Here is a 21,327-nt window from a genome sequence, read left to right on the forward strand (position 1 = left end):
TTCTTCCAAGCTTGGTTGGCAGGTTGAGGATGCTTCCCAACAATGTTCACAGGAAACACAATTCATCCCAAACCCATGAGATCTCGTCTTGAGGCCAGGTTGCTGGCGCAACGCTCCCTGATCCAGATGCTCGGCGACAGGAGCCGGCGCCGCCGTGGCCTGGCCGCCGGTTTCACCCTGATCGAACTGTTGATCGTGGTGATCATCATCGGGGTTCTCACCTCGATTGCCGTTCCGGCCTTCCTCAACCAGCAGGACAGGGCGCGGGTGGCAGCCTCCAACACGGCCGCCATCGACGCCGCTCGGGCCTGCGCTGCGGCCCAGGTCACCAACGATCAAGGCACGCTCACGGCACAAAACCTGGGGAGCGTCGTCTTCGCAGCGTGCCCGGCGGCCGGTACCGGGGTCAACTACACCGCCACCACCCCGCTCGCAACCGGGGGAACAGCGGCGGTGGCCAGGGTGGAGTCCGATGGCAGCGTTCGCCTCACAACCTGTGCCATCTCCGGCAACAGGGGCGGCGGCACGGCACCGAACTGCACGATCTGAGCCTCGCTTGCGGGCCTCGCTGCCGGGGGGTCCCCGCCCCCCGGCAGTTTCTTCACACCGCAGTTCCTCCCCAGCAAGGCCGGGCCGCCCCTGCGGCGGGCAGGCCCTGGTGGTGCTCAGGGCTCCTGGGGGCCGGGAGGCAGCGGCAGCAGCATGCCGCCACCCTCCTGCAGCTGGCCACCAGCGGCGAAGCTCCTGCGCAGCCGCACCTCCGCCAGCGCGCTGCCGCCCTGGGCCGAAGGTTGCACTGTGAACCCCGTGTCCGCCACCAGCGCATCGAGCACCACCCGGTTCTGGGAGGTTCCGCTGCCGAGCTGGCCGTCGAGGCCGTAGGCGGGCCCGCAGCGCATCAGCACGGCACCGCGCCAGATCGCGTCCGGCGCGGCGCCCTGGCTGTAACTGATCACCCCGGCCGGGGTCTGCATCTGCAGCACCACCGGCCGGGAGCCGAGGTTGCAGGCCGGCGGGAGGGCCGTGGCCGCCGCGGCCCCAATGCTCGCCGCGCTCGCCTGCTGCAGCTCGGAGCGGATCAGCTCCAGCAGCCGCTGGCTGGCCTGGCGCTCCCGCAGCAACCGCGCCAGCCGCTGGCCGCTGCGGGTTTCGCTGAGCACGCACTGGAGCATCAGGGCGCTGAGCAGGCAGCCCAGCAGCAGGGCCAGCAGCAGCTCCACCAGGGTGAAGCCAGGGGCAGCGGGGAGGCCGGGAAAGAGGCGGCGGCGGGGGGGGCGGGCAGCCATGGCGGGTGAGGCAGGGGGAACAACACGGGGGCCACAGACATTCAGAGGCTGGGATCCGGACGGCAGAGGCTGCTGCTGGGGCCCGCGCCGGGATCGCCCGCATAGCGCCCCACCCGCACGATCCCCAGCGGCAGCCCGATCACCAGGCAGCGGCGCAGATCGGTGCCGCTGCCGCTCACGACGGCGGTGCCGCCGTCGATCACCAGCCCGTTGGCCGTGAAGCGCAGCTGGCTGGGCAGGGTGTGATGCAGCGCCAGGGTGGTGTCGCCCTCCAGCACCGCCGCCTCCAGGCCCTCCTCCCCCTGCAGCGGCAGTGCCAACGGAGTGCCGGCCACGGTGGCGAGGTCGCGGCTGCGCTCCAGCAGGCTGCCGAGGCGGCGGGCGGCGGCCTCCACCCGGCCGCTGGCGAGCTGCCGCCGGCCGCTGTCAATCACGAGCAGGGCCAGCAGCGTGAGCAGGGCGAGCGCCACCAGCAGCTCCACCAGGGAAAAACCGCCCGGGCCCGCCGGCCGGGGCCCGCCGCGGCGCGGGGCTGGGCCTGACCCTGTCATGGCTCCTCCGGCGCGGCGGCGGCCTCCACCCCGCAGAGGCCGTAGGCCGCCGGATCAAACCAGCGCTGCCGCCGCGCGGCCTCGGCTCCATCCAGCACCACCAGCACCCCGCCGTCCTGGGCCACCCAGGCGCCCTGGGCCGGCAGCCGGGGGGCCAGGGCCGCGAGGGCCGCGTCGCAGTCGCTGGCCAGGGGGGTGCCGGCGTGCTGCTGCAGCACCGCCTGCACCGCCAGCAGGCGGGTTTCGAGCTGCTCCTGCTCCTGCCGCTGGCGCTCGGCCCGCTGGCTCCAGCTGGCGGTGCCGCTCCACACCTGCAGCGAACATCCGGCCGAGAGGGCGAACACCCCGGCCCCCACCATCACCTCCACCAGGCTCATGGCGCCGGCTCCGGGCAGGGCGCCGGCAGGGCCTGGCCGCCCAGCAGCCCCTGATCCTGCAGCCCCACCACCCGCGGCGGGGCGTCCTGCCGTTCCCCCGGGGCGAGGGCCACGCGGAAGGAGGCGCGCCGGGGCGTGGGCGTGGACGCCAGCTCCAGCACCAGGGTGGCCTGGGGCGGCTCCCCCGGCTGGGGGCAGTAGTGCAGCAGCCGCACGGGGTCGGGCAGGGTCGCCGGCTCCAGCAGCTCGGCCAGGGCGGCGGCAGGGCTGCAGGAGGCGTCCTGGCCCCAGGCGCTGGCCGGCAGGGCCAGCAGGCAGCGGTGCCGGCGTTGCAGCCGGCCCGTCACCAGCTGGGCGGCGGACATGAGCTGATCCTCCTGGCTGCGCAGGCGCTGCAGCGCCGCCAGGCGGGAGCGCTCCTGCAGGGCCATCGCCTGCAGCGACAGGCTGCTGAGCACCAGCACCATCGAGGCGGTGGCCGCCAGGGGCAGCACGAAACCCTGCGGGGGCCGCGAACGGCGGCCGTGCAAGCGCAAACTCCTGAGCAAGGCATCAACGGCGAGGGTCGCCGTTCAGCGTTGCCACAGCCCCGCCCGCTGGATCAGGCCCCCCAGAGGGAGCGGAGGGCGCGCACATCGGAGCTGGTGAGCCCGCGCCAGCCCCGGTAGTGGTACGACATCACCGTGTCGCGGGTGTCGTAGCGGCGGTTGAAGCCGTTGCCGAAGGGGTGATCCAGGCCGAGCGTGTGGAGGATCTCGTGGGCCACGATGTGCTTCTCGAGGGAGCGCATCGCCGGCCCCCCCAGATCCCTCCAGACGATGCGGGCGCCGTAGGCCATGGGCTGGGCATAACCCAGCAGGTCGTCCGGCAGAGCGCTGGCCCGATGGACCTGGATGTCCGCGGTGGCCCGGCGGCTGACGGCCACAAAACGCACGCCCGTCAGCCGGTCCACCAGGGAGAAGAGCCGGCTCACCGCCCGGCTCTCCTCGGTGGACATGGGCCCGAAGGCCCGTCCCAGCCCCCTCCCGTTCTTCCAGTAGGCCACGACCCTGTCGCGGCCGGAGGCGTTGTGGAGATGCTGGGCGAAACGGCGGGAGCGGCGGGTCACCAGCCCCTGGATCGGGATGGCCATCAGGAGGGGTGGAGACTACCCGCTGGTCTACCTCAGAGCCCGCTGATCGGCACCACCCGCAGCTTGGTGGGATCCACGCCACGGAAGCCCATCACGCCGTTGCCATACGACACGAGATCGTTGTAACCGAAGCTGCGGCCGATGTTGCGCAGGGTCACCACATCCTCCCGGCCGAAGTTCCGTATCACATAGCGCTGCATGTGATTGAACGGACCGTGGGTTTTGGTGTTGTTGGTGAAGAAGAAGCGGTCGCGGGCGGTGTCGTTGCCGAAGTTGATCACGCTCTGGCTACGCTTGGTGATGGCGCCGGCGTTGGCCTGGAAGTCGATCAGGTCCGAGCCTTTCGAACCGATGAAGGTCCAGCTGCGGGCCATGGCGTTGTTCACGCGGAAGCCCGTCACGATGTCGGCGGAATCGATCAGGCCGGCCTTGGCCGCCTGGCGCTGCTTCAGGGACGACACCCGCATGGTGGCATCCCAGGCCACGGGCTGCCGCAGCCAGGTGGAATTGCCGGTGAGCTGAATGATGGAGGCTTTACGGCCCCGGGCCCGCTGGGCGGTGATCCAGTCGGGCTTGGTGACGAAGGCCGAGAGTGGTGCAGACACGCAGGGCGTGCAGAGAAGCCATGGTTGTAACGCCGCCGCGGCTTATAGCAAGGGCGGGCCAATCCGGATCAGAAACTGACCCCGGCAGCGGCAAAACCCAGCGGCTCAGCGCGTAAGCCAATCAGCGGTTGAGCTTGAGCACGGCCATGAAGGCCTCCTGGGGCACATCCACCTTGCCCATCGCCTTCATGCGCTTCTTGCCCTTGGCCTGCTTCTGCAGCAGTTTCTTCTTGCGGGAGATGTCGCCGCCGTAGCACTTGGCCAGCACATCCTTGCGCATGGCGCTGATGCTTTCGGAGGCGATCACCCGGCTGCCGATCGACGCCTGGATCGGAATCTTGAACTGCTGGCGGGGAATCAGCTCCTTGAGCTTCTCCACCAGCCCCTTGCCCACACCGTAGGCCTTGTCGCGGTGCACGATAGTGGTGAGCGGATCGGCCTTCTCGCCATTGATCAGCACATCGAGGCGCACCAGCTCGTTGCGGCGGTAGCCGATCAGGTGGTATTCCATCGAGGCGTAGCCCTTGGTGCGGCTCTTCATCTGATCGAAGAAATCGGTGACCACCTCGGCCAGCGGCATCTCGTAGTGGAGCGTCACCCGGTCGGTGGTGATGTATTTCATGTCGATGAACTCACCCCGCCGCTCCTGGCACAGCTCCATCAAGGTGCCGTTGAAGCTGTTGGGCGTGTAGATCTCCAGCCGCACATAGGGCTCCTCGATCGATTCACGCTTCTGGGGATCGGGCAGGGTGGCGGGGTTGTCCACCATCAGGGTGGAGCCATCGATCATGTTCACCTGATAGATCACCGAGGGGGCGGTGACAATCAGATCGAGGTTGTATTCCCGCTCCAGCCGCTCCTGCACGATCTCCATGTGCAGCAGGCCGAGGAAGCCGCAGCGGAAGCCGAAGCCCATGGCGCTGCTGGTTTCCGGCTCATAGCGCAGGGCCGCATCGGAGAGCTGCAGCTTGTCGAGGGCCTCGCGCAGATCGGGGTACTGGTCGGCGTCGGTGGGGAAGAGGCCGCAGAACACCATCGGCTTGGCCTCGGTGTAGCCGGGCAGGGGCTCGGCGGCCGGATTGGCCAGCAGGGTGATGGTGTCGCCCACCCGGGCATCGGCCACGGCCTTGATCGAGGCGGCCAGGTAGCCCACCTCACCGGCATGGAGGGCCTCCACCTGGCGCTGATCCGGCGCCATCACCCCCACTTCATCGAGCTCGTAGGTCTTGCCGGAGGCCATCAGCAGGATCTTGTCCTTCCTGCGGATGGTGCCGGCGATCACCCGGAAGTACACGATCACCCCCCGGTAGGGGTCGTAGTAGGAGTCGAAGATCAGGGCGCGCAGCGGCTCAGCCACGGTGTCGGCCGGTGGCGGCACCCGGTCCACCACCGCCTGCAGGATGTCGGGCACGCCAAGGCCGGTCTTGGCGGAGCAATGGATGGCATTGGAACAGTCGAGGCCGATGATCGCTTCGATCTCGCTGGCGATGCGATCCGGATCGGCGCCGGGCAGATCGATCTTGTTGAGCACCGGGATGATCTCCAGATCGTTCTCCAGAGCCAGGTACACATTGGCCAGGGTCTGGGCCTCCACGCCCTGGCTGGCATCCACCACCAGCAGGGCGCCTTCGCAGGCCTGCAGCGAGCGGCTCACCTCATAGGAGAAGTCCACATGGCCGGGGGTGTCGATCAGGTTGAGGATGTAGGGCTGGCCGTCGGCGGCCTGATATTCCATGCGGGCCGCCTGCAACTTGATCGTGATGCCGCGTTCACGCTCCAGTTCCATGTTGTCGAGGAACTGCTCCTGCATGTCGCGATCGGCCACGGTGCCGGTGGTCTGCAGCAGCCGATCCGCCAGGGTGGATTTGCCGTGGTCGATGTGGGCGATGATGCAGAAGTTGCGGATCCGCGAAACGGGAACGTCGGTCATGCGTGGGGTTCGGCCGCTCCGGATGGGCTGGGTGGCGGCAGCACGGGGCTGGGGAGCACCAATCCTAGGCAGCGGCTGGGGAGTGCCTGTAGGTTGGAGGCGCGTGCCGGTTGACTGCGGGAGCCGAGGCTGGTGACGTCCCCCCCCCTGCACCGGTCTCCCCGAAGCAACGGGCCGCCGGCCCGGAGGACGGAGCGGCGGCGCATCGATCGCGAGCAGGGCAGGCAGCTGCTGTTCGCCGCCGCCCAGGACATCGCCCGCCAGCAGGGCCTGCTCGACGAGGGCACCACCGCCTCGCTCGAACAGTCGGTGCTGAGCCGCACCAGCTTCGCGCTCAAGACGGAGGAGGGCACGCTGATCGCGCGGCTCCCGCTGCCGGAGGTGCGGCGGATGCTGCGTTTTCGCCACCGCCAGGCCCGGCTGGCCGTGTCCCGGTTTGACAGCAGCGCCAACCTCGGCCTGGCGGCCCCGATGGATCCGCGCCAGCGCCTGCGGTTGCGCAGCGACGAAGACCGTGCCCTGGTGTGGGCGATCAGCCAGGGGCGCCGGTTCCCCTGCATCGGCCCCTGGTGGCGGCACCTGCTGATCGCGGCGGCGCTGCTGCTGCTGGGGGTGCTGCCGGGCGTGGTGTATCTGGTGTGGCTCGCCAGCCGCTACCGCAAGCACCGCCAGGCGCTCAACGAGCTGGTGATCCGCTGGCGCAGCCTCGGCAAGCAGGATCCCGACCCCAGCTTCTTCCGGCTGTACAGCCTCGAGGGCTGACCCCAGCCCCGGCGGCCATTTCTATGATGGCGGCAGAACACCCGCGGATCGATCGATGAGCACCGAAGCAGCCACCAGCGAAGCCAGCACCGATCTGGATCCCCGCGCCCTCACGATCGAGAACGTGGAGCGCACCCTCGATGAACTGCGCCCTTACCTGATGGCCGACGGCGGCAACGTGGAGGTGGTGGAGATCGATGGCCCGATCGTGAAGGTGCGCCTGCAGGGCGCCTGCGGCTCCTGCCCCAGCAGCACCATGACCCTGAAGATGGGCATCGAGCGCAAGCTGCGCGAGGCGATTCCCGAAGTGAGCGAGGTGGTGCAGGTGCTGTGAACCACACCGGCTTATGGCTTGCATTGTTTGATGCCGGTTGTCAGCAATCCCCTATGCCGCCACCCGAACTGGCAGGGGGATTGCAGACAAAGACCGTCTTGGCGCGAGCTATCTGGCACTGGGAATAAGCCCCTCCGCCGGAGTCGGCGAAATTGAGGTTGTAAACAACTGTCCGATTATCGCTGACTCTGCCGCAGTTTCCACCAGATGCAATCACATCAAGAGTTGTTCGCCGCGCCACAACTCCTGTCACACTAGTGGCCCCGTGATCTAACACCCCATTCCGATTGGAAGGTGGACCACATCGTTTGATGTCCCCATTTAAGTTATAATAAAAAATCCTTGAAACATTGGTTGCATCCGCGTAGACCCCCGTGGGCCTTGGCACCGTTAATGACACCAAGGATGTACCCCCGTCGGAACATGCTGCATCCAATGAGGTGTTGTATTGAATTGCAGAAGACTCCCCTGTTTCAATTGCTAATAGATAGTTAAAACGATTGGCATCTTCTCGAAACCGCTGCCCTCTCTCAATTCGGCGCACACTCAACATGTGGTTGAGCAAGAGATATCCCACAACACTGAACAGTACCGCAGTAATGACCAAGCCAACTAGAAGCTCGGGGAGCGTGAAACCTGCGCTTCTCTGTGAATCAGCAGCTCGAAAGGGCATGCTTTGACCTGATGGCTTCATAAGGCGACGTAATCTGAACATGATGCTGACACTGTCGTTGCATTAGCCCGGCCTATGTCCACTGAACCCAGGGTTTCTGAGAGGCGAACACAGCGCAGGGGTCCGCCGCCATCTAAGAGCAATTTGATCTCCAATGCTCCCGAAACTGCCGGACTTGCAATCCACAAACCACGAGGGGTAAAGATGATTGAGTTGCCATTGGTGCTTGCCATTGACACGGTGCTCCCAGACAAGTTGCCAGGAACGCGAAGCTGCTGAGCATCCCTGGGGCTGCAGGCTGTCTCTACCGAGGCCAGCACCGCTCCACTGGTCATACTGCTCCCGGGGGACAGGGTGATCGCACATCCGCCTGTACCGGTGGAGGAATCTACACGCCTTGCGGCTAGGTTGCGTACCTCTTCCAGCCAACCGGCAACTTCAAGGGCTACAGAATTGATACGTTCTCGGCGAAGCACCGAGTTCATGCCCACTATCGAAACACTAGCGGCAATGCCAAGGATCACAACCACGATGAGCAGCTCAATGGTTGTGATCCCTTCGGCTTCCTGCGGCGTGGTCTTAGAGTTACGGATGTGATTTGACATTCAATTGCACCAAGCAGACAATACAGGTAGAGTTTTCAACACTCTGATTGGGTTTTGGGTAGCTGTTTGCCATCGGATAACCACAACATGGTTTCCCGAGTTGGAACCGTCCTCACGCTGGGCCGTTTGGCGTGTCACACCTGAGCCTGGCTGGGGAAGATTATTGATGGCGGCAATAAAGTTAGCGGTAATGTGCGAGGAAGCAGTTGTAGAATTGCAAGCAGAGAAAAAGGCTGTCGCATTGGCGCTTGTCGACGGGAAGTAGTAGTAGGAAGTTCCTACTGCTTGACCAGGGCATGCCGCAAACGACCCTGTTGGAGTGGTGCAGGCGTTGTAGTTCACGGAGAGTTCACCAATCCTGGAGATGTCAGCGTCAATCACTGAACCCTGAGATGCCAGGAGCCCCGTCCGACGAATGATATTGATTGCGGTACCGAACAGGCCAGCGGTGGCTGCAACTGTGACAGCAATGACAACAGTGCCGACAAGCACCTCTATCAAGGTGAAGCCCGCATCCGAGCCAAGAGCGGATCCAAGCCTCCTGGGTAGAGCTATCGGTGCCAGATCGTGCTGCATGCCCTAAAAACCGGAAGAATGTGTAAAACTACGCGCCATGAAGTCAAAGAAAGGTATTCCGCCGGGCGGGCATGAGGCAGTAGTACAGAATGAAGGAAGAGAAGCCAATGTCTTTACTGTAATTGCACCATCAAGATCAATGCCATCAGCCCAAATTCTTCCCATAATATTGGGACATGGGTCATTCGGATAGCGGGGATCAACTGGATCGCATCCCCTTCTATTGCCGCCGCCATTCACACGAATACTAGCTTTAGGCGCATAGAAGTTCATACCTATCGAGGCTGTCGTGCCATTTAAGTTGAAACTTCCTGTACCAGTAGCGAACACATTAAGAAGCTCAGAAGCATCATACGCAGGGCAGGTTGTAGCTCCGGCTGTGCATTTGCTTGTAAAAGCAAGCTGAGTATCACCCGGCAACAGCCTCCAAGGGAGCTCACGGGTGCAACGGTTAGACCCTCCTGAATAGTTGGTGGCTGGAGCTGAGCCTAGACTTGAAGCCTGCCTACAATCCACGCGCTGATATTGGCCGTTCCCTTGATCCATGTAAACGCCGGTATAGGTATTGTCATCAAAAAATAGATTGATCTTTGCCGCAGTTGTATCGATAGACATGGTTGTATTATTTCCCAGGGATATTGACCGCATTCTGCAGTTCACCTGGGCATAGGGCACTGGGGGGCTTGCCGTTGGGTTCGCTGCATTGACAACGTAGCAAGGGTCGGGATTGGTTGGGCTTGTAGCTGTATGGAGCTGCCCATCGAGCCGCTGACAGTTGGATACAGATGAGCCACTAAGTTGGCATAGATTAACCCGATTATCTACCGTATCAAAATAAACATAACGGTTGTTATTGTTTCCCAAATTAAGTGCAGCAAATCCAACCGTGCCGGGGTTAGGGTTGTTGTAAGTCGGCAAGACTAGCCGGAACTCCTGCGGGGCCAAGGAAATTCCCGTATTGCTGGTGCTCGTTCCGGAATTACCGATGGTCAAGGTTCCCCCCGTACATCCTGAGCTGGGGGTTCCCGTCAGATCACTGGGCGTTGAAGGTGTCCCGTTCCCGGCCCAACAGATGCCCTGAGTAATGATATCTCCGTTCTCATCCCTGATATCCTTGGTGTTTCGGCTGCTGTTGGGCCATCCATTGGGGGTACCGTTCAGCGACCCGATAATGCCTCGACCACCACCGGGGTTCTGGGTGATCGTGCACGCCTCCCTATCACGGCCCCAGTTCACGGCTCCATTGCTTCCGAACGACCGTTTACAGCACTTGGGCACCACTTCGAATTCACGCGCCACACGGGCCGTGCTGGTGCGACCGTTACGGGTGGACTCACCACGTACCGTGATTCGAATGAGTGTGCGGTTGCCGCCATTGCGAATGTCTGAGAGAAAGTTGGGATTGCTGGCGATTGCAGTTGCAAAGGTGTTGCGATTCTGATCAAGATATTCAATGGATTCCACTACAAAGCGGCGATCTGTATTGCCAGCCACCAAATTTTTTGCCGTTCCTCCCGGCAGGAACCGGTCACGGTCAGCTGTCACAACCGATAACGAGGTTGTAGAAGTCTGAACACCTGCAGAGTCGTACTGCGTACATGGGTTGGTAGCAGAATCCCATGCCGCCGATGTAGCGTTGCCTGCAATCAGGATATGACGGTTTCGCTCCCTATTCATAGTGTTCGCAAACTCAGCGATTGCACTCTCGGCCGTATCCCTCGCTTCACGGTTCACTCCCTGAGAGAAGGCTCCAAATAATCCGGAGCTCGTGCGGGAAGCGAAGGCCACAGCTCCAATCACCAGGGCCAGGAAGGTGATGAGCGCCAGCTGAAGCACATACCCACCATCACGCCCCTGTCGAGCCTGCTCAGTGTTGCAGCGCAACAGCAGCACGATCGGCGCAGGCACACCGGGCGCGCGGCGTTGTTGTGTAACAGAGAATCGGCTGCTGTGCGAAGTGGTAGCCACGACGTTCTCTATCTAGACTCTCGCTCAGTAGTCCATGCTACTAAGGCCGATGACGATGGGAAAGCCTTTGGTCTCATCGATCACATGTCTTATGCATCGAGCCCTGGCCCTCTCATCCGTCCTGATTGGGCCCGAGACCACCGGCTTTTAGGCTCCCCCTCACCCGCCCCCCCTCCGTGCTCGACCAGCGTCTGCTGCGCGACAACCCCGAGCTGATCGCCGCCCCGCTGGCCCGCCGCGGCCTGAATCCGGACCTGGCCAGCCTGCAGCAGGTCGCCCTGCAGCAGCGCGACCTGCAGGAGACGCGAAGCAGCCTGCAGGCCGAGGGCAACCGCATCGGCAAGGAGGTGGGTCAGCAGATCAAGGCCGGCGCCGCCCCGGGCGGCCCCGAGGTAAAGGCCCTCAGGGAGCGCGGCAACGCCATCAAGCAGGAGGTGGCGGCCCTCGAGGAGCGGGAGAAGGGCCTGCAGCAGCAGCTGCACGATGCCCTGCTCGCCCTGCCGAACCTGCCCGCCGCCGTGGTGCCCGACGGCCGCAGCGAGGCCGACAACGTGGAGGTGAAGCGCTGGGGCACGCCGCGCCAGGAGAGCGGCCTGCAGGAGCACTGGCAGATCGCCGAGCGGCTGGGCCTGTTCGACACCGAGCGCTCGGTGCGCATCGCCCAGAGCCGCTTCGTGACCCTGCTCGGCCAGGGCGCCCGCCTCGAGCGGGCCCTGATCAGCTTCATGCTCGATCGGCACCACCGCCGCGGCTACACCGAGGTGATGCCGCCGATCCTGGTGAACAGCGCCAGCCTCACCGCCTCCGGCCAGCTGCCCAAGTTCGCCGAGGAGAGCTTCCGCTGCTCCGGCGACGACCTCTGGCTCACCCCCACCGCCGAGGTGCCGCTCACCTCCCTGCACCGCGACGAGGTGATCCCCGCCGAGCAGCTGCCCCTCAAGTACTGCGCCTACACCCCCTGTTTCCGCCGCGAGGCCGGCTCCTACGGCCGCGACACCCGCGGCCTGATCCGCCTGCACCAGTTCAACAAGGTGGAGCTCTACTGGTTCTGCCACCCCGACCACTCCGCCGAGGCCCACCAGCAGATCACCGCCGACGCCGAAGCCATCCTCGAGGCCCTCGAACTCCCCTACCGCCGCATCGAGCTCTGCACGGCTGATCTGGGCTTCTCCGCCGCCCGCACCTTTGATCTGGAGGTGTGGCTGCCGGGCGCCGGCGCCTACCGCGAGATCTCCAGCTGCTCGGTGTGCAACGACTTCCAGGCCCGCCGCGCCGCCATCCGCTTCAAGGACGCCGACGCCAGAACCACCCAGCTGGTGCACACCCTCAACGGCAGCGGCCTGGCGGTGGGCCGCACCATGGCCGCCCTGCTCGAGAACGGCCAGCAGGCCAACGGCACGGTGACGCTGCCCGCGGCCCTGGTGCCCTACTTCGGTGCCGCCGAACTGGTGAGCGAGGGCTGAGCCCCCGGCGTCTGCAGCGCCTCCTGCACCAGCGAGGCATCCACGGCCGGCCTCGGCACGCCCTCCTCCACCCAGCCCCGGGAGTGATACCGCGACGCCACCAGCTGCAGGTTCCAGGCCAGCAGCCCCTCGGGCTTCAGCATCGGCGGCTGTTGCACCAGCGGGTGGTACAGCAGGCCCGCCTCGGCCCGCTGGAAGCCGGTGGCGTTGAGGCCGATGGCTTTCCCCATCCAGGTGCGGGCCTGGCGCGGCTCGGCGGCGGCGGCAGCATGGGCCGCCTGCCACACCCGCAGCAGACGCACCAGCTGCGGCCGGGCCTGCTGCAGGCGGGCAGGATCCACGGCCAGCACCTTCAGCACCTCCCCAGGGCTGCTGCGGCTGTCCTCCAGCGAGCGGGCCAGGCCCAGCCGCTGCACCGCGTTGCTGTACGGCGGCGCGAGCACGGCGGCGTCCACCTCCCCCCGGCGCAGGCTGGCCGGCATCGCGGCCATCGGCATGGTCACCAGGCGCACCTGGGCAGGGTCGATGCCCTCCCGCTCCAGGGCACCCATCAGCAGATCACGCCCCACGGCAGAGCGGCCCACGGCCACGCGTTTGCCCCGCAGGTCTTGGACGGAATGAATCCAGGGCCGCGCCATCAGCTGATCGGCCCCGGCCGATTCGCTCAGCACCAGGATCAGCGTGGGGCAGCGCCTGGCCTGCAGGGAGCAGATGGTCAGGGCATCGGCGGTGCTGATCGGCACCAGCCAGTGCTCCTCCCGCAGGTAGGCAGCCACCACCTCCTGCGTGCCGGGCTGCGGATCCAGCTGCAGCCTCAGGTCGTGGGCGCCGGGAAGGCCGTCGCGCTCGGCCAGGGCGAAGTAGCGGTCGACGGGGACAGGGCCGATCGGCAGGGTCAGGGCCCCATCCCCCCGCCACGCCTTCACCACACCGGCGGAGGCCAGAGCCGCAACCGCCGAGCACAGCAGCCACACCCGCACCCGACCACTCCCCCGGCCACCCCGGAGTGGAGCTTGATCAGCGGGGCGGGGCGGCACGGGTGGCACGGCCGTGGGGTGGCAGAGGACAACGCCGATCTGCTCACGCTAGGTCGATCCCCTGGCGCCGATGGTGCCCAGCAGCACGACTCCAACGGTGCAGGCCGGTAGCGCCCACAATGGACACCACACTCCATCGATGCGGGCTGAATGGGCGTTCTTGCGGCACTGGCGATCCTGGCGGGCCTGATCGTGGTGCACGAAGCCGGCCATTTCTTCGCCGCCACCTGGCAGGGCATCCGGGTGAGCAGCTTCTCGATCGGCTTCGGGCCGGTGCTGCTCGAGCGCCAGCGCCGTGGCGTGCAGTTCGCCCTGCGGGCCATCCCCCTGGGCGGCTTCGTCGCCTTCCCCGACGACGACGAGGACAGCCCGATCGCCAAGGACGACCCCGACCTGCTCTCCAACCGCCCCCTGCACCAGCGCGCCCTGGTGATCGCCGCCGGCGTGCTGGCCAACCTGCTGCTGGCCTGGCTGGTGCTGGTGGGCCAGGGCCTGGTGGTGGGCATCCCGGCGGGCTTCAGCGCCACCCCGGGGGTGCTGGTGTCGGGCGTGCAGCCCGGCCTGCCCGCCGCCGCCGCCGGTCTGCAGCCGGGCGACCGCATCGTGGGCCTGGCCGGCGAGGAGATCGGCGGCGGCCAGCAGGCGGTGGCCGCCCTGGTGGAGCAGATCAAGGGCTCCCCCGAGCGCACCCTCCCCCTGATCGCCGAGCGCGGCCAGCAGCGCCTGCAGCTGCGGCTCACCCCCGACGACCTCGCCGGGATCGGGCGGATCGGAGCCCAGCTGCAGCCCAACGGCACCGAGATCTTCCGTCCGGCCCGCAGCCCCCTGGAGGCCATCCGCCAGGCCAACCGCGACACGTCGCTGCTGCTGCGCCGCACCGCCGGCGGCTTCTTCACCCTGCTCACCCACTTCGGTGAAACCGCCTCCCAGGTGAGCGGCCCGGTGAAGATCGTGGAGATGGGCGCCTCCCTGGCCCAGCAGGGCGGCGGCAGCCTCTTCCTGTTCACGGCCCTGATCTCGATCAACCTGGCGGTGCTCAACGCCCTGCCCCTGCCCCTGCTCGATGGCGGCCAGTTCGTGCTGCTGCTGCTCGAGGGCCTGCGGGGCAAGCCGTTGCCCCAGCGCTTCCAGATGGCCTTCATGCAGTCGGGCTTCGTGTTCCTGGTGGGCCTCAGCCTGGTGCTGATCGTGAAGGACACCTCCCAGCTGCCGGCCGTGCAGCAGCTGCTGGGCCACTGATCCCGGCGCGCCGCCCTGCCCCCAGCCCATGCCCCGCCTGCCCACGGCCCGCCAGCGGGCGCCGGTGATCCTCGAACGGCTCGGGACCCTCTACCCCGAGGCCACCTGCTCGCTCGACTGGCGCACGCCCTACGAGCTGCTGATCGCCACCATGCTCTCGGCCCAGTGCACCGACGAGCGGGTGAACCGGATCACGCCGGCCCTGTTCGAGCGCTTCCCCGATGCCGCCGCGGCCGCCGCCGTGGAGCCGGCCGAGGTGGAGCCCTATGTGAGGTCGGCCGGCTTCTTCCGCAACAAGGCCAGGAACATCGTGGCCGCCTCCCGGCTGCTGCTGGAGCGCCACGGCGGTGAGGTGCCCCAGACCATGGAGGAGCTGCTGCAGCTGCCCGGCGTGGCCCGCAAGACCGCCTCGGTGGTGCTGGCCTGGTGCTTCGGCATCAATGCCGGCGTCACGGTGGACACCCACGTGAGCCGCCTGGCCCAGCGCCTGCGGCTCAGCCGCCACGGCGAGCCGCGCCGCATCGAACCTGACCTGATGAAGCTGGTGCCCCGGGAGCAGTGGCAGACCCTCTCGATCCGGCTGATCTTCCACGGCCGTGCCGTGTGCGCCGCCCGCAAGCCCCTCTGCGCCGCCTGCGGCCTCGCCGACCTCTGCCCCAGCGCGCCAGCTCCAGCCGCGAGGGAGAAGGTGGCGGGGCGGGCCGCAGGGTAGGCTCAGAAATCCGTTACCGACCGCACTCCAGCCCGCATGGCGAAGAAGTCGATGATTGCGCGCGATGTGAAGCGCAAGAAGATGGTGGACCGCTTCGCCGCCAAGCGCGCTGCCCTCAAGGCCGCCTTCGAGGCCACCGCCGATCCGATGGAGCGGCTGGAGATCCACCGCAAGATCCAGTCGCTGCCCCGCAACAGCGCCCCCACCCGGGTGCGCAACCGCTGCTGGGCCACCGGCAAGCCCCGCGGTGTGTACCGCGATTTCGGCCTCTGCCGCAACCAGCTGCGCGAGCGGGCCCACAAGGGTGAGCTGCCCGGCGTGGTCAAGTCGTCCTGGTGATCGCGGGCTCGCCCGCCTGAGCCTTCCGAGGGCGCCTGCGGGCGCCCTTTGTTGTAGCTGGCACCTGGGCCGCCGAGGCTTAGAAAAATGCAGGGGTTCCGCCGGCCGCCGGGGGCAAAATGCGAGAATGCCCCTTGACAAAGAGAGATAAGGCCCAGTGCAAGGACAAACTCAGTCGATCTCCTTCGATGGTCGGGAGATCCGGCTGACCACAGGTCGGTTCGCTCCCCAGGCGGGGGGCTCGGTGATGGTGGAGTGCGGTGACACCGCGGTGCTGGTCACCGCCACCCGCTCCGGCGGCCGCGAAGGCATCGACTTCCTCCCCCTCATCTGCGACTACGAGGAGCGGCTCTACGCCGCCGGCCGCATCCCCGGCAGCTTCATGCGGCGCGAAAGCCGCCCCCCCGAGCGCGCCACCCTGATCGCCCGCCTGATCGACCGCCCGATGCGGCCGCTCTTCCCGGCCTGGATGCGCGACGACCTGCAGATCGTGGCCACCTGCCTCTCGCTCGATGAGCGGGTGCCGCCCGATGTGCTCGCCGTGACCGGCGCCTCGATGGCCACCCTGCTGGCCAGGATCCCCTTCCACGGCCCCATGGCCGCCGTGCGGGTGGGCCTGCTGGGCGACGACTTCGTGCTCAACCCCAGCTACCGCGAGATCGAGCGCTCCGACCTCGACCTGGTGGTGGCCGGCACCCCCCAGGGCGTGATCATGGTGGAAGCGGGCGCCAACCAGCTGCCCGAACAGGATGTGATCGAGGGCATCGACTTCGGCTACGAAGCCGTGGGCGAGCTGATCAAGGCCCAGCAGAACCTGCTCAAGGATCTGGGCATCGAACAGGTGTTCCCCGACGAGCGCAGCGACGACCCCACCCTGCCCGCCTTCCTGGAGAAGGAATGCAGCGCCGCGATCGGTGAGGTGCTGCAGCAGTTCAGCCTCACCAAGGCCGAGCGCGATGCGAAGCTCGATGCCATCAAGGCCGAGGTGGGCGAGAAGATCGCCGCCCTCGCCGACGACGACCCGGTGCGCGCCGCGGCCGCCGGCAAGGCTTTCGGCAACAGCTACAAGGGCCTCACCAAGAAGCTGATGCGCGCCCAGATCGTGGGCGAGGGCAAGCGGGTGGATGGCCGCAGCCTCGATGAGGTGCGCCCGATCCAGGCCGCCGCCGGCGTGCTGCCCAAGCGGGTGCATGGCTCCGCCCTGTTCCAGCGCGGGCTCACCCAGGTGCTCTCCTGCGCCACCCTCGGCACCCCGAGCGATGCCCAGGAGATGGACGACCTCAACCCGTCCACCGAGAAGACCTACCTGCACCACTACAACTTCCCGCCCTACTCCACCGGCGAGACCAAGCCGATGCGCTCCCCCGGCCGCCGCGAGATCGGCCACGGCGCCCTGGCCGAGCGGGCCCTCATTCCCGTGCTGCCCACCAAGGAATCCTTCCCCTACGTGCTGCGGGTGGTGTCGGAGTGCCTCAGCTCCAACGGCTCCACCTCGATGGGCTCGGTGTGCGGCAGCACCCTGGCCCTGATGGATGCCGGCGTGCCCCTCAAGGCGCCGGTGAGCGGCGCCGCCATGGGCCTGATCAAGGAGGGCGAGGAGGTGCGCATCCTCACCGACATCCAGGGCATCGAGGACTTCCTCGGCGACATGGACTTCAAGGTGGCCGGCACCGAGAAGGGCATCACCGCCCTGCAGATGGACATGAAGATCACGGGTCTGGCGGTGGGCACCGTGGCCGAGGCCGTGAACCAGGCCCGCCCCGCCCGGCTGCACATTCTCGAGAAGATGCTCGAGGCGATCGACAAGCCCCGCGACACCCTCAGCCCCCACGCGCCGCGCCTGCTCAGCTTCCGCATCGATCCTGAGCTGATCGGCACCGTGATCGGTCCCGGCGGCCGCACGATCAAGGGCATCACCGAGCGCACCAACACCAAGATTGACATCGAGGACGGCGGCATCGTGACGATCGCCAGCCACGACGGTGCCGCGGCCGAGGAGGCCCAGCGCATCATCGAGGGCCTCACCCGGCGGGTGTCCGAGGGCGAGGTGTTCACCGGTGGCGTCACCCGCGTGATCCCGATCGGCGCCTTCGTGGAGATCCTCCCCGGCAAGGAGGGGATGATCCACATCTCCCAGCTCTCGGAAGCCCGAGTGGAGAAGGTGGAGGACGTGGTGAACGTGGGCGATCAGGTGACGGTGCGGGTGCGGGAGATCGACAACCGCGGCCGCATCAACCTCACCCTGCGCGGCGTGCCCCAGGCCGATTCCCCCGTGCCGGTCTGAATCGGCTCAGAAGAACAGCAGGCAGGTGCTGCCGGGGGTGGCCACAGCCGGCGACGGCTGGAAACCCACCCCTCCCGGCACCACCGCCGACACCAGGATCAGCAGCACGCCGATCAGGGCGATCAGCCGGTAGCGCGCCGGCGGCAGCGCGAAGCGGGCCAGCACAGGCGACAGCCTGGACGGCACGGGCCAGCCGTCCAGGGCCCCATCGGGCAGCAGCGAGGGCAGCAGCACCAGCAGCAGCGCCAACGCCAGCGGCCGCAGCCAGATGTCATCCACCAGCTGGTAGGCGAACAGGGCCACCAGCAGCGGTGCCGCCATGGCGTTGTGGCGGAAGCCGCTCCAGCGCTTCGGCACGAACCCGGTGGCCAGCAGCAGGGCACAGCCCGTGCCCAGGATCCCCAGCCAGTAGAGCAGGGCCAGCGGCAGGTTGTGGGGCCCGCAGAGGCCGGCGCCGGCCGGCACCGCCTGGATCCCCACGCCCCAGAGCGGCGAGGCCAGCAGGGCCCGGCCGTACACCAGCCAGTTGGACAGCCGCATCGACGGCTCACTGCCCCCTTCCAGCAGCTCGGCGCTGTTGCGTTGCAATGCTTCGGAGAAGAAGCTGCCACCACTGAGGGCCAGGGTGAGCACGGTGGCCCCCAGGGCCGCGCCCAGCAGCAGCAGCAGCCCCGTGCCGTACAGCCGGCGCCGCTCCCCGCCGCTGCGCCAGGCCTGCCATCCCACCATCACGGTGCCCAGGACGCTGGCCAGCGCGGCGCCATCCCCCTGGCTCAGGCCGATCTGCAGCAGGCACACCAGCGGCACCGCCCCGCAGATCGGCCACCAGAACCCACGCCAGCGGCGGATGGTGCCGCTCTGCAGCTGCTGGAGCAGGGGCAGGAACGTCCACAGCAGCAGCACCGCCATCTGGTTGGCCCAGCGGGCATTGAGGTGCAGGTAGGGCAGGCTGAACACGCCGCCCTCCGGTGTCAGGCGGTTCACCCAGGTGTGCACGGGCAGCCCGTACAGCCGCGCCACCAGGCTGAGCCCCACATCCATGCCCACCAGCACCACGGCGAAGAGGGCGAGCAGCCGGGCCGTATCGGCCCGGTGCTGGCGCCAGGCCGGCTGCAGCAGCGGCAGCAGCCCGAACTGGAGCAGGGCCAGCCCCAGAAAACCGAGCGAGATCCAGGGCACCGGGCCCACCGCGCCGCCCACCAGGGCCACGGCCGCCAGGCCGAGCAGGCCAAGGCCATACCAGCCGCTGATCGCGGGCGCCTCGAAGAAACTGCGCGGCTGGCGGCGGAAGCACCAGAGCAGCAGCCCGAGCGCGGGCAGCAGCTCGGCCAGTCGCTGGGACTGGAACTTCAGCAGCGGGTAGCCCTCGCTGAGGGTCAGCAGGATGGCCAGCAGCAGAGCCGCCAGATACCAGCGCAGTGGATTGCGCCGCTCCGCCGCAGGAATCACCCCGGTGCCCCAACTGGCCGGACGGTAGCGGTGGTCACGGGAAAGACCAGAGGCCCCGGCCTTAGCCAGGGGACCGAGACGGCACCGCTACACGGCACACCTACACGGCAAAGCCGGGGTCGATGCGGGCCATCGCCGCCGCCGCCCGCTCACACAGTTCGCCATGGGCCAGGCCATGGCTGGCGATCAGGCAGCCCGCCTGGCGCACGTCGCCGCTGTTGTAGGTGAGGGGGGCGCCGTCGGCATGGCTGAAGGCACCGCCGGCGGCCCGCAGCACCGCCTCGGGGGCGGCCATGTCCCAGTCCTTCGGGGCGCTGCGGCCGGAGAGCGACACGTAGAGGTCGGTTTCGCCGCGCAGGATCGTGGCCACCTTGCCGCCCACGCTGCCGATCGCCTTGGTGTCGCCCAGCTGCAGGGCCTCCAGCAGCTGCTCCAGCCGCTGGTCGCGGTGGTTGCGGCTGGCCACCAGCACCAGCTCACCGAGGCGGGAGCGGCTGGAGAAGCGGGCCGGGCTGCGCTCGCCGCCGCGGTTCTCGCACCAGGCCTCACCGCCGTCATCCCCCACCACGCCGATCCAGAGCTCCTCCATCTCCGGGAGCAGCACCACCCCCAGCACCGGCGTTCCGCCGCGCACCAGGGCCAGATGCACCGCGTACTCGCCGGTGCCCTGCAGGAAGTCCTTGGTGCCATCGAGGGGATCGAGGATCCACAGCCACTCCGCCGCCAGCGGCTGGCCCTCCACCAGCTGCTCCCGCGCCGTCTCCTCACTGAGCAGGGTCCAGTCGGCCGCCGGGAAGGCCGCCTCCAGGCCATCGAGCAGCCAGCGGTTCACGGCCAGATCCGCCGCGCTCACCGGTCCCTCGCCGCCGGCGTCCACGCTCAGGGCGGCGGGGAAGCCGTAGGGGGGCTGCTCGCCCCGGGCGTAGGCCCGCAGGATGTCGGCAGCACCCCAGCTCAGGCGCCGCAGCTCGGCCAGCAGCGTGTCGAGCGCGATCCCCGAAGGCAGAGTGAGGCTGGCCGGCATCATGCTGAAGCTGCAGACCGCATTGTGCAGCAGCAAACTGTGCAGGAGCAGATCGTCCAGCAGCAGGTCTTGCAGCAGCCCCTGAGCCAGCAGCCCGAACCGGCCCCCGGGGTGCTCTATCTGGTGGGCACACCGATCGGCCACCTCGGCGACCTTTCGCCCCGGGCCCGCCAGGTGCTGGCCGGCGTGCAGCGCGTGGCCTGCGAGGACACCCGCCGCAGCGGCCTGCTGCTGCACCAGCTCGGCCTGCGCAGCCGCGAGCAGGGGCCGCGGCTGGTGTCGTTCCACCAGCACAACCAGATCTCCCGCATCCCCGAACTGCTGCAGGCCCTGCGGGATGGGGAGGCGGTGGCGGTGATCAGCGATGCCGGCCTGCCCGGCATCTCCGACCCCGGCGAGGCCCTGGTGGCCGCCGCCCGCGGCGAAGGCCTGCCGGTGATCTGCGTGCCGGGGCCCAGCGCCGTGACCACGGCGCTGGTGAGCAGCGGCCTGCCCTGCGGCCGCTTCTGCTTCGAGGGGTTCCTGCCGGCCAAGGCGCCGCAGCGGCGCCGCAGGCTGCAGGAGCTCGCCGGCGAGGAGCGCACCCTGGTGCTGTTCGAGGCCCCGCACCGGCTGCTGGATCTGCTCGAAGACCTGCTGGCCGTGCTCGGCGACCGGCCGCTGCGGGTGGCGCGCGAGCTCACCAAGCGCCACGAGGAGCAGGTGGGCCCCAGCGTGCGTGCCGCCCTGGAGCACTTCCGCCGCACGGCGCCCCAGGGGGAATGCACCCTGGTGCTGGGGGGCGCCCCACCGGCCGCCCCTGCCGCCTGGGATGACGAGGCCCTGCGCGGACAGCTGCAGGCGTTGATGGCCGGCGGCCTCAGCGGCCGGGATGCGGCCCGCAGCCTCTCCGAGAGCAGCGGCCACAGCCGCCGGGATCTCTACGCCCTGCTGCATCGCCCCTGAGCGACCAGGCAGACTCCTGCCATGCCGCCCCCGCCT

The 21,327-nt window shown here is 67.5% G+C and carries 22 protein-coding genes; 9 read left to right on the forward strand and 13 right to left on the reverse strand.

The window, feature by feature from the left end; genetic code table 11:
- Positions 1-75: 75 nt before the first annotated feature.
- Entirely contained in the window at positions 76-549 is a 474-nt protein-coding gene (locus CBM981_RS06875; RefSeq protein WP_225867581.1) for a prepilin-type N-terminal cleavage/methylation domain-containing protein, read from the forward strand.
- Between the two features lie 116 nt (positions 550-665).
- Here the strand turns inward: CBM981_RS06875 and CBM981_RS06880 are convergent, their stop codons facing one another.
- From CBM981_RS06880 to lepA, 7 genes are all read right to left on the reverse strand, one after another.
- Positions 666-1,286: a prepilin-type N-terminal cleavage/methylation domain-containing protein gene (locus CBM981_RS06880; RefSeq protein ID WP_087067811.1), complete on the reverse strand. Its 621-nt coding sequence runs from the start codon at positions 1,284-1,286 to the stop codon at positions 666-668.
- Positions 1,287-1,327: 41 nt separating this feature from the next.
- Positions 1,328-1,837: a prepilin-type N-terminal cleavage/methylation domain-containing protein gene (locus CBM981_RS06885; RefSeq protein WP_087067812.1), complete on the reverse strand. Its 510-nt coding sequence runs from the start codon at positions 1,835-1,837 to the stop codon at positions 1,328-1,330.
- A complete protein-coding gene (locus CBM981_RS06890; RefSeq protein WP_087067813.1) occupies positions 1,834-2,214 on the reverse strand; it encodes a type II secretion system protein in 381 nt (126 codons plus the stop codon). The genes CBM981_RS06885 and CBM981_RS06890 overlap by 4 nt, the downstream gene beginning before the upstream one ends.
- The gene (locus CBM981_RS06895) at positions 2,211-2,762 is read right to left on the reverse strand and encodes a hypothetical protein (protein WP_157665362.1); all 552 of its coding nucleotides are present in this window, start codon (positions 2,760-2,762) and stop codon (positions 2,211-2,213) included. The genes CBM981_RS06890 and CBM981_RS06895 overlap by 4 nt, the downstream gene beginning before the upstream one ends.
- 53 nt (positions 2,763-2,815) lie before the next feature.
- Entirely contained in the window at positions 2,816-3,346 is a 531-nt protein-coding gene (locus CBM981_RS06900) for a hypothetical protein (protein WP_087067815.1), read from the reverse strand.
- A 32-nt stretch (positions 3,347-3,378) separates the two neighbouring features.
- Positions 3,379-3,951 (reverse strand): hypothetical protein, encoded by a 573-nt coding sequence (locus CBM981_RS06905; RefSeq protein ID WP_087067816.1) that lies wholly within the window; start codon positions 3,949-3,951, stop codon positions 3,379-3,381.
- 121 nt (positions 3,952-4,072) lie between these two features.
- Complete coding sequence (gene lepA, locus CBM981_RS06910) at positions 4,073-5,881, reverse strand: translation elongation factor 4 (RefSeq protein ID WP_087067817.1); 1,809 nt, start codon at positions 5,879-5,881, stop codon at positions 4,073-4,075.
- Positions 5,882-6,013: 132 nt separating this feature from the next.
- On the opposite strand from lepA, the gene CBM981_RS06915 reads away from it, so the two are divergent.
- Complete coding sequence (locus tag CBM981_RS06915) at positions 6,014-6,643, forward strand: hypothetical protein (protein ID WP_087067818.1); 630 nt, start codon at positions 6,014-6,016, stop codon at positions 6,641-6,643.
- A 55-nt stretch (positions 6,644-6,698) separates the two neighbouring features.
- On the forward strand, positions 6,699-6,977 hold the full coding sequence (locus tag CBM981_RS06920; protein WP_087067819.1) for a NifU family protein: 279 nt from the start codon (positions 6,699-6,701) through the stop codon (positions 6,975-6,977).
- Positions 6,978-7,017: 40 nt separating this feature from the next.
- Here CBM981_RS06920 and CBM981_RS16185 read toward each other — a convergent pair whose 3' ends face one another.
- The 3 genes from CBM981_RS16185 to CBM981_RS15265 all read right to left on the reverse strand — a co-directional run bounded on the left by CBM981_RS16185 (position 7,018) and on the right by CBM981_RS15265 (position 10,715).
- Positions 7,018-7,692: a type II secretion system protein gene (locus tag CBM981_RS16185; RefSeq protein WP_087067820.1), complete on the reverse strand. Its 675-nt coding sequence runs from the start codon at positions 7,690-7,692 to the stop codon at positions 7,018-7,020.
- Positions 7,693-8,255: 563 nt separating this feature from the next.
- Positions 8,256-8,831 (reverse strand): type II secretion system protein, encoded by a 576-nt coding sequence (locus CBM981_RS06930; RefSeq protein WP_087067821.1) that lies wholly within the window; start codon positions 8,829-8,831, stop codon positions 8,256-8,258.
- Positions 8,832-8,834: 3 nt separating this feature from the next.
- Complete coding sequence (locus tag CBM981_RS15265) at positions 8,835-10,715, reverse strand: hypothetical protein (RefSeq protein WP_172820842.1); 1,881 nt, start codon at positions 10,713-10,715, stop codon at positions 8,835-8,837.
- 260 nt (positions 10,716-10,975) lie between these two features.
- On the opposite strand from CBM981_RS15265, the gene serS reads away from it, so the two are divergent.
- Positions 10,976-12,262, forward strand: a complete 1,287-nt coding sequence (gene serS, locus CBM981_RS06935) for a serine--tRNA ligase (protein ID WP_087067822.1) — start codon at positions 10,976-10,978, stop codon at positions 12,260-12,262.
- On the opposite strand, the gene CBM981_RS06940 is transcribed toward serS, so the two are convergent.
- On the reverse strand, positions 12,226-13,299 hold the full coding sequence (locus tag CBM981_RS06940; RefSeq protein WP_157665365.1) for an ABC transporter substrate-binding protein: 1,074 nt from the start codon (positions 13,297-13,299) through the stop codon (positions 12,226-12,228). The genes serS and CBM981_RS06940 overlap by 37 nt on opposite strands.
- Positions 13,300-13,449: 150 nt before the next feature.
- Between CBM981_RS06940 and rseP the strand changes: the two genes are divergently transcribed.
- From rseP to CBM981_RS06960, 4 genes are all read left to right on the forward strand, one after another.
- Positions 13,450-14,538, forward strand: a complete 1,089-nt coding sequence (rseP, locus tag CBM981_RS06945) for an RIP metalloprotease RseP (protein WP_087067824.1) — start codon at positions 13,450-13,452, stop codon at positions 14,536-14,538.
- Between the two features lie 28 nt (positions 14,539-14,566).
- Positions 14,567-15,250: an endonuclease III gene (gene nth / locus CBM981_RS06950; protein WP_087067825.1), complete on the forward strand. Its 684-nt coding sequence runs from the start codon at positions 14,567-14,569 to the stop codon at positions 15,248-15,250.
- A gap of 36 nt (positions 15,251-15,286) precedes the next feature.
- A complete protein-coding gene (rpsN, locus tag CBM981_RS06955) occupies positions 15,287-15,589 on the forward strand; it encodes a 30S ribosomal protein S14 (RefSeq protein ID WP_087067826.1) in 303 nt (100 codons plus the stop codon).
- A gap of 157 nt (positions 15,590-15,746) precedes the next feature.
- The gene (locus CBM981_RS06960; protein WP_087067827.1) at positions 15,747-17,873 is read left to right on the forward strand and encodes a polyribonucleotide nucleotidyltransferase; all 2,127 of its coding nucleotides are present in this window, start codon (positions 15,747-15,749) and stop codon (positions 17,871-17,873) included.
- A gap of 6 nt (positions 17,874-17,879) precedes the next feature.
- Here CBM981_RS06960 and CBM981_RS06965 read toward each other — a convergent pair whose 3' ends face one another.
- Entirely contained in the window at positions 17,880-19,322 is a 1,443-nt protein-coding gene (locus CBM981_RS06965) for an O-antigen ligase (RefSeq protein WP_087067828.1), read from the reverse strand.
- Between the two features lie 100 nt (positions 19,323-19,422).
- Positions 19,423-20,349 (reverse strand): 3'(2'),5'-bisphosphate nucleotidase CysQ, encoded by a 927-nt coding sequence (locus CBM981_RS06970; RefSeq protein WP_087069257.1) that lies wholly within the window; start codon positions 20,347-20,349, stop codon positions 19,423-19,425.
- Positions 20,350-20,427: 78 nt separating this feature from the next.
- On the opposite strand from CBM981_RS06970, the gene rsmI reads away from it, so the two are divergent.
- Complete coding sequence (rsmI, locus tag CBM981_RS06975; RefSeq protein ID WP_087069258.1) at positions 20,428-21,291, forward strand: 16S rRNA (cytidine(1402)-2'-O)-methyltransferase; 864 nt, start codon at positions 20,428-20,430, stop codon at positions 21,289-21,291.
- Positions 21,292-21,327: the final 36 nt, after the last annotated feature.

The organism is Cyanobium sp. NIES-981 (assembly GCF_900088535.1).
Taxonomy (GTDB): Bacteria; Cyanobacteriota; Cyanobacteriia; order PCC-6307; family Cyanobiaceae; genus NIES-981.

Coding starts and splice junctions, on each gene's coding strand:
- CBM981_RS06875 (WP_225867581.1), top strand. CDS start 76: ATGAGATCTCGTCTTGAGGCCAGGTTGCTGGCGCAACGCTCCCTGATC.
- CBM981_RS06880 (WP_087067811.1), bottom strand. CDS start 1,286: ATGGCTGCCCGCCCCCCCCGCCGCCGCCTCTTTCCCGGCCTCCCCGCT.
- CBM981_RS06885 (WP_087067812.1), bottom strand. CDS start 1,837: ATGACAGGGTCAGGCCCAGCCCCGCGCCGCGGCGGGCCCCGGCCGGCG.
- CBM981_RS06890 (WP_087067813.1), bottom strand. CDS start 2,214: ATGAGCCTGGTGGAGGTGATGGTGGGGGCCGGGGTGTTCGCCCTCTCG.
- CBM981_RS06900 (WP_087067815.1), bottom strand. CDS start 3,346: ATGGCCATCCCGATCCAGGGGCTGGTGACCCGCCGCTCCCGCCGTTTC.
- lepA (WP_087067817.1), bottom strand. CDS start 5,881: ATGACCGACGTTCCCGTTTCGCGGATCCGCAACTTCTGCATCATCGCC.
- CBM981_RS06920 (WP_087067819.1), top strand. CDS start 6,699: ATGAGCACCGAAGCAGCCACCAGCGAAGCCAGCACCGATCTGGATCCC.
- CBM981_RS16185 (WP_087067820.1), bottom strand. CDS start 7,692: ATGTTCAGATTACGTCGCCTTATGAAGCCATCAGGTCAAAGCATGCCC.
- CBM981_RS06930 (WP_087067821.1), bottom strand. CDS start 8,831: ATGCAGCACGATCTGGCACCGATAGCTCTACCCAGGAGGCTTGGATCC.
- rseP (WP_087067824.1), top strand. CDS start 13,450: ATGGGCGTTCTTGCGGCACTGGCGATCCTGGCGGGCCTGATCGTGGTG.
- nth (WP_087067825.1), top strand. CDS start 14,567: ATGCCCCGCCTGCCCACGGCCCGCCAGCGGGCGCCGGTGATCCTCGAA.
- rpsN (WP_087067826.1), top strand. CDS start 15,287: ATGGCGAAGAAGTCGATGATTGCGCGCGATGTGAAGCGCAAGAAGATG.
- CBM981_RS06970 (WP_087069257.1), bottom strand. CDS start 20,349: ATGATGCCGGCCAGCCTCACTCTGCCTTCGGGGATCGCGCTCGACACG.